General features: G+C 34.8%; 14 protein-coding genes. 1 reads left to right on the forward strand and 13 read right to left on the reverse strand.

Annotated features, from left to right (window positions below; translation table 11 throughout):
• Positions 1-38 precede the first annotated feature (38 nt).
• The 13 genes from C8E03_RS11180 to C8E03_RS11240 all read right to left on the reverse strand — a co-directional run bounded on the left by C8E03_RS11180 (position 39) and on the right by C8E03_RS11240 (position 14,737).
• The gene (locus C8E03_RS11180) at positions 39-1,052 is read right to left on the reverse strand and encodes a CPBP family intramembrane glutamic endopeptidase (protein ID WP_110291085.1); all 1,014 of its coding nucleotides are present in this window, start codon (positions 1,050-1,052) and stop codon (positions 39-41) included.
• A gap of 160 nt (positions 1,053-1,212) precedes the next feature.
• Entirely contained in the window at positions 1,213-1,446 is a 234-nt protein-coding gene (locus C8E03_RS11185) for a polya polymerase (protein ID WP_094377182.1), read from the reverse strand.
• A gap of 109 nt (positions 1,447-1,555) precedes the next feature.
• A complete protein-coding gene (locus tag C8E03_RS11190; RefSeq protein WP_094377183.1) occupies positions 1,556-1,930 on the reverse strand; it encodes a RidA family protein in 375 nt (124 codons plus the stop codon).
• Between the two features lie 58 nt (positions 1,931-1,988).
• Positions 1,989-3,770: a hypothetical protein gene (locus C8E03_RS11195; RefSeq protein ID WP_110291086.1), complete on the reverse strand. Its 1,782-nt coding sequence runs from the start codon at positions 3,768-3,770 to the stop codon at positions 1,989-1,991.
• Complete coding sequence (locus C8E03_RS11200) at positions 3,767-4,849, reverse strand: acyltransferase family protein (protein ID WP_110291087.1); 1,083 nt, start codon at positions 4,847-4,849, stop codon at positions 3,767-3,769. Before C8E03_RS11200 ends, C8E03_RS11195 begins: the two co-directional genes overlap by 4 nt.
• 18 nt (positions 4,850-4,867) lie before the next feature.
• The gene (locus C8E03_RS11205; RefSeq protein ID WP_110291088.1) at positions 4,868-6,019 is read right to left on the reverse strand and encodes an acyltransferase family protein; all 1,152 of its coding nucleotides are present in this window, start codon (positions 6,017-6,019) and stop codon (positions 4,868-4,870) included.
• Positions 6,020-7,240 carry a hypothetical protein gene (locus C8E03_RS11210; protein WP_110291089.1) on the reverse strand — a complete coding sequence of 407 codons (1,221 nt, stop codon included), beginning with the start codon at positions 7,238-7,240 and terminating at the stop codon, positions 6,020-6,022.
• Positions 7,233-8,420, reverse strand: a complete 1,188-nt coding sequence (locus tag C8E03_RS11215) for a glycosyltransferase 87 family protein (RefSeq protein ID WP_170122977.1) — start codon at positions 8,418-8,420, stop codon at positions 7,233-7,235. The genes C8E03_RS11210 and C8E03_RS11215 overlap by 8 nt, the downstream gene beginning before the upstream one ends.
• Positions 8,421-8,445: 25 nt before the next feature.
• The gene (locus C8E03_RS11220) at positions 8,446-8,847 is read right to left on the reverse strand and encodes a DUF2304 domain-containing protein (RefSeq protein ID WP_094377189.1); all 402 of its coding nucleotides are present in this window, start codon (positions 8,845-8,847) and stop codon (positions 8,446-8,448) included.
• Between the two features lie 23 nt (positions 8,848-8,870).
• Positions 8,871-9,557 (reverse strand): glycosyltransferase family 2 protein, encoded by a 687-nt coding sequence (locus C8E03_RS11225; protein ID WP_094377190.1) that lies wholly within the window; start codon positions 9,555-9,557, stop codon positions 8,871-8,873.
• A gap of 99 nt (positions 9,558-9,656) precedes the next feature.
• Positions 9,657-10,400, reverse strand: coding sequence for a glycosyltransferase family 2 protein (locus tag C8E03_RS11230; RefSeq protein WP_170122978.1), 744 nt, complete (start codon positions 10,398-10,400; stop codon positions 9,657-9,659).
• A complete protein-coding gene (locus tag C8E03_RS11235) occupies positions 10,390-11,607 on the reverse strand; it encodes a glycosyltransferase (RefSeq protein WP_110291092.1) in 1,218 nt (405 codons plus the stop codon). The genes C8E03_RS11230 and C8E03_RS11235 overlap by 11 nt, the downstream gene beginning before the upstream one ends.
• A gap of 112 nt (positions 11,608-11,719) precedes the next feature.
• Positions 11,720-14,737 (reverse strand): fucose pyrophosphorylase domain-containing protein, encoded by a 3,018-nt coding sequence (locus C8E03_RS11240; RefSeq protein WP_110291093.1) that lies wholly within the window; start codon positions 14,735-14,737, stop codon positions 11,720-11,722.
• 286 nt (positions 14,738-15,023) lie between these two features.
• Between C8E03_RS11240 and C8E03_RS11245 the strand changes: the two genes are divergently transcribed.
• Complete coding sequence (locus C8E03_RS11245) at positions 15,024-15,800, forward strand: O-fucosyltransferase family protein (RefSeq protein WP_110291094.1); 777 nt, start codon at positions 15,024-15,026, stop codon at positions 15,798-15,800.
• The last annotated feature ends 35 nt before the right edge of the window (positions 15,801-15,835 follow it).

A 15,835-nucleotide genomic window follows, 5' to 3' on the forward strand; every position in this document is an offset into this window, starting at 1 on the left:
CGCTTTGTGATTCTCACTTATAGGGTATTTTCTTAATTCTACAGCTCAATTGAAAGTGTATTTTCTATATCCTCTACATCTTGCTCTATTTCTACATTTTCATTGTAATTAGCCTGCACCACTTCTGATAAGACCATGTAACTAAGACAAAGCACTATGCTTACTATAAGCGGTATGCTGATTGCCTTTCTAAGAATAAATTTATCCTCACCTTTTCGAATCATAAACACCGCTCTTAAGTGGTTCTCTCTTTTGCAATGCTTACCAATCCAAATGTATACTCCGATGGCCAGTGCCGTCGTTCCAACAGCTATAATGCCATATACTCCTGCTATCATAATTAAATATTTTGGAGTCAACTGACTTTGAAGCTGCTGACTGCTTTGTTCTAAGCCCCCCCATACCTTATTAGAAAGTGCCATTATAACTACACTATTCCCATTAATAAAGAAATGTGCAATCATCGTCGCATAGATACTGCCGGTTGCTTCAATTAACAGGGCAAAAACTATTCCTAATACAAATGCATATGAAAACTGATTAAAATTCAAATGCATCAATCCAAAAACAATGCCGCTAATCACTACTCCATATAAAACACTGCTTTTTCGATAAGTATGAAATAAAATTCCTCGAAATACAAATTCTTCACTAATAGCGGGAATAACTGCCATAAGCAGCAAATTCAGCAAAAAAGAATTACCTGTTAATTCATTTGTAAGGGTCAGTACGTTATTATTGGAAAACAGCATCGATACTGAGTTAATAAATGTAATCAAAGGCATAATCAAAAAAGTCAGTAAAATAACCATAAAAATTGTTGCTACATCTATTTTCTTAAACCGAATCAACTTAAACGGATTGGTTTTTGTTATCAACAGATAGATTCCAACTGGAATCAAGATCAACAGTTGACTAAGTAACAGACTTTGATTTGTAGAATACTCAACGCTAATCTTCCTGATACTTAGCACTGTAAAAAAAGTAACTGCTCCCAAATGTATCAAAACCATTATAAAAAATAATAAATCTGCTTTTAAAGTATTTCTCATTTTAAATCTCCAGTTTCTATCTTTCCGTCATTCACAAAGTGTGAGCTTTGTCTGCCATTTTGCACGCTGTGGGGTTATAAAATAAATTCCCTAAAGTGACATATTTACTCTTAATTTAATAAATAGGAAGTTCCCATCGAACTTCCTACATTCAATCTAATTAGCCATTAATCATAAAAGATACAATTTTATCAATATCTTCTTTCTCATATGCAAGGATTTCAAGTTCTGAAATTTCACCATCAGAAAAAATATTTGCCATAGAAACATATTGTGAAAGCTTTGATTTCAGATTCAATCTGTCTCCTTCACCCGTTACCATTTCAACTCTGCCTACGCAGCTATCTACAACTTTAAAAAATTTGTCTACATCTTTAATGTTTTGTACTTTCATTAATCTATCTCCTTCCTGCTAAACCAATGCTTAGTTAGTTATTTTGGGATTATTTCCTATTGTTATTATACATCAAATAAAATTTAATGCAAAGATGTTTTTATTAAGTTTATTTTGTTGCAATTGCCTCTATTTCAAGTAAAACATCTTTTGGCAGTCTTGCAACCTCAACACATGATCTTGCCGGAAAAACTCCTGTAAAATATTTAGAATAGATTTCATTAATTTTAGAAAAATCATTCATTTCCTTAATAAAAACCGTTGTTTTAATAACCTGCTCCATACTGGTACCTGATGCCTGTAATAAATTGACTAAATTTACAAATACTTGTGTTGCCTGAGCTTCAACACCGTCTGGTATTTCTCCTGTTTCCGGTACGACTGGAATTACTCCTGATGTGTAAATTACCCCATTTACTTCTATTGCCTGTGAATAAGGTCCTATTGCTGCTGGTGCTTTGTCTGTACTGATTGCTTTTTTCATATTTAATTTTTCCTTTCGCATATTATTTATAAATAAATTTATCAGCTATAATGATAAATTATTGCTTCGGTACATAAATTACATACCATTTATCCTCATACAACTTTGTATATTTGTCGCTTTCGCCAAGTGAAACTGCAATACTATATTTATCCATATTCCAAAAACCGCTCTTGTCCTGATTCATATCTCCCAACACGATAACCGGATAATTTTCTTTTTGCATACCCTCACTCAATTGATCCTTAAAACGATCCATAGTAAGATACTCAAGATCTGGCCAAGAACTGTCAAAGAACGGCTTCATATCGGTAATAACACAACCAATATTAAAACCACCAAGCTGCAATAGTTCATAATTGTTATAAGGCTTTAACAGTACTTGCAGCCGGTCAATTAACATGGCACGCTCCTTTGAAGTCTTAATTCCTGCAAATTCCTTTGCTGTGATGCCTTGCACTAAATATTGATTATCGCTTTCATGATATACAAATGTAGTAGCATAATGATAGCCCGCCGCCAAAGGATACATAGTACAAAAACCCACCGCTGCCAAACAAAACATAATTACAGTTGGTATGATCCATTTGTTTTTCCATTGAAGCTTTTTTAATTCAGAAAGCGTCTTATATTTCTTTTCTTTATATAATAATAACTCATTTGCAAATTTAATCAAGATACAAATAATAAATGCAAGAGGAAGTCCCATATATACCCTGTAATAAGCTGATCCTGTATCAGTTCCAATTGTTAAAATTCCCTCAATGATTACAGCCGCCAAACACATATCACTAAATATAATATCCTTTTTGGCATACAATAGTGCTGCCACCGTACCAATCATAATCGCTCCAAATGCTACAAAAACATGAACATCTATGTAAACTGTATTTTTACCGATTATAGCTCCTGCCACCGATGTAACGGCAATTCCAAACGTAGCTGCAACATGAATACCTTTTGCTGAATTTTTAAAAATCAGTTTTTTAAGCAGCACCAACAACATAGCAAATACAATTAAAATGGAACCAAATTTAATCCAGTTGCCTGCACCTTGCAGCATTCCTCGATAGAACAGAGAAATAATGCGAATCAATCCATGTGATGACTCTCCACCTCCTCCAACCGAGGTCAGCATTAAAATATCATCTAAGAATTTGTCAAAGCCTAAAATGGCAATTGCTGCTAACATACTAAAAGCCGTACCAATTACTGCACCAAGCACCATCCAAAGACATTTCAACACAGCTTTCTTCAATTTTTGCCCCAAAATAAAATAATGCCAAAAAACAACACACACAAGACTTAGCTGTAATATATTCGGAAGACGAACAAAGGTATTAATCGCAAATATCATACCGCAGATTACAATTTGCTTATTATTATCTTTTCGTAGTCCATTTATTAAAATCATTAATCCAATGGTCTGAAGCAGCATACTAATAGCGTTCCAGTTAAGACAATGAACCCAGGTAATTCCAAAATAGCTTCCAACCAAAACAGATATCAGTAATGCAATTCGAGGCATATAGTCCTTTAAAAAAAAATAAATAAAAATTGCAGTTGACGTATAACATGCCCAGCTTGCCACATTTAACGCAAGCACCTGATGGCTTGGGACAAGATGATATATAATTCCTCCAACTACCTCACCAAAGAGATAAAACAATTCATTAACCTTTACATTTTTATCAAATATATATCTATATTTTGTGAGATAAGAACAAGTATCCTGAACATCAATTCCTTTGGTTATAAAAGGAAAATACCATAACAACAAAACGATAAAAAGAAGGATGCATATCACATTTTCCACCTTAATTTTTGTATCTTTTTTCATTCATTTCTCCTCTTTATGCCATAAACAAGCGGTAAATATTTCTGAATAAACCAGTCTATTGGTACTAATATTACTACAGATAACACTATTTTGGCAACCTTTTCTATTACTTGCCCTGAAAGATTGAAGCGAAAACAGACATATTCTGTCATCGTAAAAACCAAAACATGCAGTGCCAATATACCAATGGTATGCCTGCCTATGCTCTTAAGTAAGCACGACAAATGGGTTAAATGCTCCTCTACTGCCTTAGATAACAATAAAATACAGACCACACCAAAGCCACCTGCTGCAAAATTAAGCAAAACCGAATTTCCAAAGTCTCGAATTGATAGATTGCCACTACCATTCATAAATGATACCCCAATAAAAATAAGTAAAATACCTAAAATTACTGCTGGCTTATGGTACAGACACTCAAGCCCATTCTTTCTTTTTAAAATTCTTCCCAAATGTAAAAAGCCAACATAAATAAAAGCAGTATCTATGCTCCAAGGTAACAAAATAGGACAAAAGTATTTAAAAGCAATACCAATCAACATACTAATACCAATATAACTATATTCCCTTTTCTCATTTTGCTTTGCTAAACCAAGAATGAATTTATACATCACCAAACTGATAAATAAGCCTGTCAAAAACCAAAGAGGTGCATTCATCGCTGTCATCAAATGAATATTATCATTCGATACCTTAACCAATACATCTGATGAATTCGGATATAGCGCATTTCTTGAATAAATTGCTCCTATAAATGGTAATGCAGGATTTGATAAGGTCTGACCAGCAAAAATATTTTTAAACGTAACCATTCCCACCAGCAATAATTGAAAAAAGGCATATGGAATCAGTAATCGCTTTGCCTTATGTTTAGTAAAAATAAGTAACGTTTCTGATTGCCTCTCTTTAAAAGTATATCCAGAAAGCACAAAAAATACAGGCATATAAAACATGCCACCAAGATAAGTAACAATTCCTAAATGTAACTCAGCATGATTGATTAATACAAAAAGTATACCAATTGCTTTTGCTATATCAATCCAACTAATTCTATTTTTTGCCTGCATTTGTGTATTCATTTAATCAATCCTTCATTATTAATGATTCATTATTTTGTTTAGCACATAGTTAGCTAATCTGTTTCCCAGTGGTTCCACGAATCTGGTTACTATTGTTGCACAAATCAAAACCAAAGGTACTGTCAGTACAAAGTCAAGCAGCATAATTAAATTGTAATCTATACTTCCATTCATTCGCACTAAAAACCACGAAGAAAATGTGGCAATAATTGGAAAGTGAACCAGATAAATTCCAAAGCTGTATTTACCTAATAACTGTAATACCCTGACATTAAAAACCCGTTGTAAACGTTCACTGTTTAAAAGTACCCAAAATAGCAAAGTTGAACCTATCACGTAGAAAATTATAACCATAGGGACTCCAAGATATTGATAAATAGTATGCTCCAAGTTCTCTCCTGCTGCAGGATATGTTGCAAAAAGCATGCCAACTATCATCGAAAAAAGTAGAATGAATTTATTCTTGCAATATTTCTCTACAAACTTAGAACCATTCTGCATGATATCACATAGAAACATACCAATAAAAATGCATACATAATCATTGCGTATACATAGTATAATCAGAATTACATATAAAACATCCCTATATTTCCATTTCCCTGTCACATACAAAATTGCATACACCATAAGAGATCCCAAAAACTCATATTTTATAATCCACAAAACATTATTGTACATTTTAGCCTGTCCAAAAAAGCAGTCAATCAATGTCTCCTTTAACAAAGATAAAAGAGTTGGTGTACTTTCATTAAAGGTCATAAACCACTTTGTTGACCCAGAAATCACTGCTGCTGGCCCATTGTGGTAAGCTCCAAGTTTCATAAGCAAATAGGTAATCACCTCAATAAAAAGAATTGGCACAATCAAACGAAAATACCGCTTAATCGCTCCATTCACCAAATACTTTCTATCTTTGGTCTGAAAATATTTAAGACAAATTACATAACCGCATAGTAAAAAGAAAATCCGTACAGCAAGCTTTCCGTTATACAGCACATTAAATGGGGTAGTTGCAATAAAAGCATCCAGATTTCCCGGCATGTTAGCCTGCCATATATATGTGCTATATAAAGCATAATAAAATGCATATCCAAAGTGACAGAGAACTACCATGATTGCTGCTGCTCCTCTTAATCCTTCCAGATATGTTAATCTCTTTTCGCTCATCTAAACAGCTCCTAACTCTTTCTTAACACTGATATGTTTATATATGCTTCTTCCCACATCTACAATCAAAAATAAAATGACAAAAGAGTAAAGGTAGGTTGGAATAATAACATTTGATTTACCATCCTCTACCAGATATTTAGTTAAAAATAGTGTGTATGCTGCATATGAAACAATTTCATGCAAAATCGGTATGTAAAACTGATCCAATCGAAACATACAATAAATCACAGCAAAAACATCTGCCATATAGCCATATCTTTCATGCATAAAAGGTAAGAAATATACCGTCAGCATGGCAAAAAACAAAAATAAGGCAATCATAAATTCATTGGTTATCTTATAATTATTTCTCTTCTTCGCAAGTACATACAAGATACACATTAAAATACCTATAATGAAAACTTTTCCTGCTGTTGAAAACGGACCGATAAAGGAATCAATTCCATAAATATAGTAAATATTGGGCCAGTTTAAGCTAAGTGCCCATACGTCAGTGCTTCCCTGTGCAACATATATTGATAGAAGCTCTAGCAGCGGACGACCTGCAATCCATGCTGGAATTATTCCAATGAAATACATAAGAGGCATTAAAAAAAAATGCTTAATTTGTACCTTATTCTTAACCCACAATATAATGAGTGCCGGAAATACAAATAAAGTCTGTAGCTTTAATGCAAAGGCAATACTGTAAAACAGCATCGCGATAAATGGCTTATCCTTCATAAAATAATAAAAGCATATTAGTAAAAGCATAGTATAAATAACATCGCACTGACACCACAATGCACTATTATTTACTACTGTGGGAAGCATAAAAACGATTCCGTAGCAGGCAATTGCTTTTGTTTTACTTTTTGTTCCCTCATATACGATTTTTCCTGCAAAAAATGCTGCAACCACATCGAGCATACACATTGCAACCTTATAAGATATCATAGGAGAAAACGGCAAAATGGAGATAAAATAGAGAAAATACATAAATGGAGGTGTATAATCATAAAAATCCATTGTAATGGCCGCAAAGCCATGTTCTTGAAACATCGCAATCCACGGCTCCCAATAGCCGGTGTAATCCTGGGATACAACATGTAACACAGATTTACGAAGCATAATTCCTGCAAAAGTGGTTCCAAGTGCTAATAAAAACTGCAAAAAAGTAAGCTTTATTTTTCCTATTTTTAATTCCTTGTCAAATAAATTTCTTAATAAATTATCCATTTACTGCCTCCCTTTTCATTATCCTTTTATCTCTTTCACCCGTGATATAAGAATAAATTTCCAGCCCGGCCAACACAATTAGCGCAAGCTCTACCAAAGCATAATATGGGATTGGACCTGCAAAAGTCTTTGATAAATACTCCATATAAGCTGAAAAAGAGAGCATAATATGAACCAGTGGGTAATAAAACCGTTTTATTGTGGTAAACGCATATAAAATTGCAAAAATATCTGCTAAGAAACCATATCTTTCATGCATATGAGGAAGAAAATAGGCTGTCAGCATTGCAAAAAAGAATCCAACCAACAGTATCAATTCTTTATTTAGCTCATATTTACGATATGCCATGAAAAACATAATCAGCATTAAAATACCTAATATCAGCCAAATACCCGCCTTTTCATATTCCTGTATAAAAAAGGTTGATCCATACAACTGATAAATATTGGACCATTTTAAGGATAGTGAGTAAGCATCTTGTGTTCCCTGTTCCACATAGATATTAATCAGCTCAATCAATGGTCTTCCCGCCAGCCAGGCAGGCAAAATAGCAACAAAATACATGACAACTATCCATAGAAAATGCTTTAATTTTAATTTATTCTTTGCCCATAATATGATAAACAGCGGAAATATAAACAAGGTCTGAAGCTTAAAAGCAAATGCAATACCATAGCAAATCAATGCAAGATTTGGCTTATTTTTAAATAAAAATAGAATACTAAGTAATACAAGCGTAGTGTATATGATATCACATTGCGCCCATAACGCACTATTTGCGATCATTGTAGGCATAATCATAAAGATGCTGTAAACACCCATAGCCCTTATCTTGCTTCTTGTGCAATCATAGATAATTCCTGCCGCTGTAACTGCTGCAATAAAATCGAAAATACAGCATATTCCTTTATATGCTGTCATAGCATTCATTGGTAGCTTACTAATGAAATAGAGTATATACATAAATGGAGGTGCATAATCATAAAAGTCCAAAGCCAATGCATGAAACCCCCCCTGACTAAATTTCTCAATCCAAGGCTCCCAAAATATAGTCCAATCGTCCGTTACTACCGTTCGAAATACAAAACGAATCAGCAATCCTGACACGCTCATTCCTGCCATCAGCAATAAATCCAAAAGGTCAAAGGTTATTTGACCAATTTTAAATTCTTTATCCATAAATCCTCTTAAAAAATTGTCCATTCTACTTTCCTTTATCCTTTTTCATATGATTCTGAATTGAATAGTCAGTATCATAGCGTGTTTGCTTTTCCCGGTTTAGTTTCTCATCAATTGCCATCTTTTGCGCAAGAGCATTTAGCTTATCCTCTAGTTGAGAATGCTCAATTGTTTGCATAAATGCCTTGATCAACAAAATAAAAATAATTACTAAAAATACAAAATTAACAGGCGCCTGCATTCCAATGATATTGGTCGGAATTGTTACCAGAACAGGAAAAATACTGATTAAAATCAAAAGGAACGACAATATAATCCAAAAAATAGCATATTCAATCTGCAATTTGGAGTATCTAATTTTCCTTACAATATATAGCGTCGTCATTAATGAAGCAAGTATCAATATAATTCTAAATGCAAGTGACATATATTTCTCCTTTCATATCAAATCTATTTTCTCTTACGAAAGCTTTGAATAAACAGTATTGAGATAAGCATTCTTAGCATATAAAGCATGGAACGGCTGAAATTCAGGTAACTTTCCCCTTCCTGGCGTTCATCCATTTCTACCTGCACCTCTGAAATAGTAGCCCCTTGCTTAATGAGGTAAGAAATGGTATCCGGCTCCGGACCATAATTCATATTCAAAGCAAACTCTTGAATCATTTCTTTATTAAGCATTCTCATACCCGAAGTTGGATCCTTAATTGCCTTACCTGTTGTAAGCTTCATGGCTAAAGATATCATGTTACTCCCAAGCATTCTTAGAGAAAGCGGTTTTTTCTTACTAACAAACCGTGAGCCAATCACAATATCATAGCCCTTTTCTATTTCCATTAATATTTTATCGATATACTCTGTTTTATGCTGTCCATCAGCATCAAATTGAATCGCATAATCATATCCCTTAATATAAGCGTATTTTAAACCTGTTTGAAAGGCACCAGCAAGACCTAAATTAACTGGAAGATTAATCAGCTCAAAACCATGCTCCAAGCATACCAAAGCAGTGTTGTCCTTTGAACCGTCATTTACCACAACATAATCATACTGACTATAATCCTTCTTTATTTCCTCCACAACACGTACAATATTCATTTCTTCATTATAAGCTGGAATAATAATAAGTTTCTTCATAAATTCTCCTGTATTGTATCTATGATAATCATGCTTCATATGTACTACTTTAATTATCCCGTATATAGTAGCATTTATTTTCCATTTTTGCAATTAAGCTTATCTTACAAATTGCAAAAGTACTTTAAACGTTCGGCAGCAATCTGTAAACCAAGCAAACTTAATTTTATTTTCCTTTAGTGCCATATGCCCTTCCTTTAACGAGTTCAAATAGGCCTTTAATCCATTTGTACTGGTTCCTCCGTGAGACATTTTAATTAAAATCTCCGGAATATAGGATAGCCTCACCTGCTTATCTTTTAAAATTCGAACCATATATTCATAATCCGCGGAAACCTTGTAATACGGCTTATAAACACCAAATTTCTCATACACTTCTTTTTTCAGGTACAATGTTGGATGACCCGGCATCCATCCAAAACGTATATTTCCCTGTCCCTGTTTCCAGGTTCGAACCACTCTTTCCCCATCCATATACAGCAAATCTGCATGGACTCCATCTGTTTTTTCTTTCTCAATGATATGTACCATTTGAGAAATTACTGTTTTTTTTGTAAATTCATCAAAGCAGCAGCCTATGATATCTCCCTCAGATAGTTTGATCCCCTTATTAATAGCGTCAAAGATTCCCTGATCTTTTTCTGACATCCACTTTATTTTTCCCACGGATTCCTTTTCGGCCAGCTTCAGATATTCAACGGTTCCATCCACGGAACCTCCATCCACAATAATATGTTCTATATTTTCATAGTCTTGTTGTTTTACTAACGTAATAATTCTCTTTAAATTATCTAGATCATTATAGGTTGTAGTGATAACCGATACTTTCGGGTTACTTTTCATATCTGTTTTCCTCATAAACTTTCTGATATAAATTCATGTATTCTTCAAATCTATCCTTTTTATCATACTGTTTTGCTTTCTCCACACATTTTCTATATTTATTTTGATGTGTGCAGATAAATTCAATTGCTTCTCTTAGCAGATTGATATCCCCCTTTGGCACCACCTTGCCACATTCCTCATCAACCGATTCTACACTTCCACCTGTTGCAAATGTTACAACGGGTGTATTGCAGGCTAAGGCCTCTAAATTGGTGGTTGGAAAATTGTCTTCAAGGGTTGCATTTACATAAACATTGGCAAGGGAATAAAGCTGAGCTAGTTCATTTACATTCTGCGTTCTTGTAATTCCTATAATCTTAGAAGAAATTGCTTTTTTTTGCTTTTCACTTAATCCTACCAGTATAATCTGATATTTTGCTGACAGCCTATCTGCCAATTGTTCAAAATACGTAAGTCCCTTTCTTGGTTCCCACATATTGGCAACACCAAGAACGATATACTGATCCATTTTTGCGTATTGTCTGCTCAGTTCACCCTTTACCGGCTTAAACCGTTCTAAATCTATGCCATTATAGATTACTTGAACTGGATAATTCTTTAAAAAAGACTGCTTTACATAATCCCTGAGCCATTTACTCGGTGTTACTATAGTCAGAAGATTTAATCCGTTAAATATCTCTTTCTTTCTCTTATAATTATAAACGCAATTATCATGTAATAAACCATATGGGTATGCACTTTTAAACTGTTCGCAGTCATGGCACCCTGTTTTCCACTTGTCACACCCTACATAATCAAAGTAAGCACAATGCCCGGTAAAGCTCCAGCAATCATGAAGAGTCCAAACCACAGGCTTGTTCATTCTCTTTAAAAAAGCAAAAAACAATTCAATATTTAGGTAAAATCCGTGAATGTTATGCAAATGAATGATGTCCGGCTGATATTTTTCAATTTCTTTTATTAATTTTTTTGTGCATTCCACAGAAGCAAAACCATTGGCTCCCGTTATAAACTGATAGAGCACATGGCTGTAAAAATCCATCTTTGTGTTTACCTTGACTGTTTGAATATGCTTTGGGGCACTTCCTCTGCCATAAGCAATTAAACATTCACTTCCCTTTTCTTCTATCACCTGATACAAGTCAAGAGCAATTCGACCGACACTTCCCGTATCGCAGACTGTATTTACCTGAACCACTTTCACAATCCGTTATCTCCACTTCTAATTATTTGTAAACAAGACTCGACCACCTGACAAACACATGCTGTAAAAAATTGCATAGCAACTTACTATTTCCTTTATGAGACGTAATCTTTTATACCAACTCACAATCCCAGACATCTACTCCACTGTCTTGAAATACCGTACGGATTCTTTGTCTTAAATCCTCTTTCGAGTATCCCTTTTTCAAAATAACCTGCAAAAATCCTCCGCCTCCAGCACCACAAATCATTTTACCTGCAATCATATCCTGACAGCTTAAAAATATTTGATCAATACAAGTGTTGGTACAACCTGCATCCAGACGCTTGGATAATTCCCAATGTTCATTTAGCAGTTTGGTAAATGCATCAATATTTCCTTTTTCCAATTCGAATTTCATCATAACAGCGACTCTTTGAATCTCATATAATACCTCGATGGAGGTTTCATCTGAGCCTATATACTTTCCAACAACTTCTCTTAACAGATTTCTTGCAAGTCTTCTCTGCCCCGTATAAATTAACGCCATTCTCTCTTGCAATTCTTCAAGTACTTTTTCTTCTAAATGAATATGCTCTGCATGAATATCCTGTATTATTCCAGGCTTTGTGGTAATCAGCTTGATTCCGCCTGTAAGACCTCCAACCTGGTCTTGCCAGCCTCCGCCCGTACTCATAATCTGTTCCATGTAAAGCACTTTTGTATACAGCTCATTCTCCGTTAACTCTGTCCCCAAAAATTCTGCCAGCCCTTTGATACAGGCTCCTGCAAGAATACTGCTAGTTCCAAGTCCTGACCCTCTTGGTATCCCAATTACCTTAGTTGCTAAATAAAAGCCACCACCAAGTTTAGTTAATATACTATCTAATTCTGCTTTATCCTTTCTAGGAATGATTGCACTTGCAATCAATGCCGCCTTTTGTAAAGCAAAGGCATCAAAGGGATCGTTACAGTTTTGCAATTCACAAACAGAAGTAAATTCCTGATAGGCTCCAGAATCAGTACTGGCAAGAATAATACAAGGCTTATCTATTTTCCTAATGGTAACCGTAACCGGATTTATCCCATTTAGTTTAATTGCGCTATTTAAAACAGTTCCGCCATGCTCGGTGCAATAGGGTGGGGTGTCGGACCAACCTCCTCCCCAGTTAATACGTGCAGGCAGCTCTATCTGAACAAACTCCTTTTGAATAGAACTATGTTCCTCATCGGTCAGTTTATCTGCCATGGCATCACATATTGTATCACAAATGGCTTGAAAACATTCCGATTCTAATTCCTCTTCCTCTTGACCTGTCAGTATTTTAGACAGATAGTAATAGATTCGCATCCTTGTACTTAATTTACTTTTGTTGGCAATCGAAAGTAAACTTTCTTTCATATTCGCAGACAGTCCCACCTGACCAAATACCGCGGCTGCTTTCTTGATATCTTGCCTGCTTTCAATCAAATGGATAAATTGCTGAATTCTGATTTTTTGGTCTAGCTGCCTTTGCCAGATAATATTGCTCATTACATCAGCTTGATTAAAGCTCTCAAACAAACTGTAACGTTCACACGCCAAATACTCCTTTGAATAGTTTTCACCCTTACAGCCCATCTCATACAACCTTAATGCCCAATCAAGTGCTTCCTCCATTGTGTTACAAACCGGATATAATTTGGCAAACCATATATTGTGCTCCATGTCATCCCACAAATCCTCCGGTTTTAACTTTCCACGCTTTAGAAATTCGCTCAGACTAAGTGTCATAAAATCAGCGTTCTCTTCTAATGTTCCCTTTGGATTGTCATTCGTGGCGTAAATTCTTACCACATATCTCTTATCCATTAACTGCAAGCCATGAAGAGTAATCCCTTCCGGTATTATTCTATTTTCTATTGACACATTTGAGATCACACAGTTGCTTTGAACCTTAGAATTCCCCAAAATATAGCTGTCCTCTATATAGCACTTAGGAGATAGTTTTGAATCTTCACTAAGATATGCGTTATTGCAGGCATAAGAAAGCATTCTCACATCATTTGTTATAACCTTACTATTCCAATCCAGGAATTCGTAATTACTAACCTCTTCTACCATAAGCTTTAAAAGTTCTCTGGTCGTTCCAAAATGTATAAATTGAGCCGGTGATACACTTAAAAGTTTCAATTTGTACTGGCTTAACACATCCCATATCTGACTTCTGCACTCTATTAATTCCTCGCAAAGACTTCCCTCTGCCTTTTCCTTGTAGTACTGTTCTTTGGTTGCATTAGCTGCCAAAGGAAACAAAAAGTCACCATAAAAGCTGATTCTTGCTTTATCATTTACAAACTGACTAAATTTATCTGTATTCAGCTCTCCATTTATACTGATCAGTGAAAAAAGAGATTGTAAAAGATTACTGTCTAGTATAATCGCTCCTGTATCCAGATCTACATTTGCATGAGAATTGACCGCTCCAATCTTAATGAGCTGCTCAACAGACTGCTTATGAAGAAATTTTACAACATTTCCCTCGTCGTCACTTAAAAAAACGCCATGATTTTTTCCAGTTTCTACATTTTCCTTAATTGAAATAGCTGCCGCACCTTCAAACTGAAAATCAATTTGTAAGGAATTAAACAACAATAATACATCTCCTGATAAAACAAGCATTCCATCCTTGATTCTAGAGGGAATACCTGACATAGAAATGATCAATTCATCAAATAAAGTAGATCGGTTACCGTTTGGAAGTTGTCGTGGTACCGGCGAAAACAGCTTACCACATGCAGAATACTGCGGTACTCTTTTACTGTCACCTCCCGAATGAATCACAAGAATTCTTTTGTCCTGAAAGCAATCCTTTGTATCGCTAATTTCTTTGATATATTTCATCACATTGAATGTAGCACCACCTGATCCAACTCTTTTTCCATCCGGGTCGGGTAATACTGCATAATGAGTTGATGACGGCAGCAACCCTTGCTTTAAACGGCTTTCGATCTGGATGCGATATGCATCGGCTTGTTCTTCATTGGATGCTGTTAAAATAACATAATCCCATTTTATAAAATACTTCTTCGTCAAAGACTTTTCATAGTCTGTCCAAGCATCTTTATAGCTTTGACGTAAAAATAAATTTTTAATCTTCAAAGTGTTCATTTTTTCTCCTCTTGCATGCTTTTACACACGCTAGGAAGCGTATCACATGAATTCGCTCCTGCAATATTTATTTATAACAAAGTGCTTCACTAATTTACCACGTTGCTATGATAATGTATTTCAAATAGAATAAAATAAAAAAATACAGCCCTGCTCAATTTGCATAAATCTATCTTCCTATGATATAATACACCTAGCCTTAGATAGATACTAAAATATCTATACTGGCTATAGAATAGGAAGCAGGTAAATACCTGTTTTAATTTATTTGAAAGCAGGACACACTATGATAATAATACAACCTTCTGGCGGTTTGTGCAATAGAATTAGAGTAATAAATTCTGCATACGAATTAGCAAAGAAGCGTAACGACAATCTTACTGTCTTATGGCTGAATAACGCTGAGCTTAACTGTCCGTTTGAATCTTTGTTTCAGTCAGTATCAGAAATCAAAATTATTAACATTTACTCTAATTTAAATCTTCGAAAGCTCTTTTTGCAATTTAGCGCTAATCAGCGTTTCGACAATGCAATGATAGAAGCTAATAAAAAGAACGGAGTATTAAACGAAAATTTTTATACTTCTCTTAAAAAAAATGTTTTTATATCCACTTGGGAGCACTTCTACCCATCCAGTGACTATCATTTCTTTCAGCCAGCCAATGAAATACAGGCCAGAATTGATACCATAACCAAAGACTTAGGAAACAACAGTGTTGGTGTGCATATACGACGAACCGATCACACCTGGGCCATTGAGAGCAGTAAAACAAACGGTTTTGTAACAGCTATTGAGCAGGAATTAGCGGTAAATCCAGATGCAAAGTTCTTTGTGGCAACAGATGATATTACAGAAGAGAATATGCTTCGAGAAAGATTTCCTGCTCAAATTTTTTCCAATCAGAATAAGACTTTATCGCGAAATAGCATTGCAGGAATGCACGATGCTTTAATTGATTTAATGTGTCTTGCCAGTACAACCAAAATATTCGGAAGCTATTTCAGCTCCTTTACCGATATCGCTGCTGATATAAATCATATTGAGAAGATAGTAATTAAATAGATAAAATTTAAACCTTACAGAAGTATTGGAAATAC

The sequence above is a fragment of the Lachnotalea glycerini genome, from assembly GCF_003201285.1.
GTDB lineage: Bacteria > Bacillota > Clostridia > Lachnospirales > Lachnospiraceae > Lachnotalea > Lachnotalea glycerini.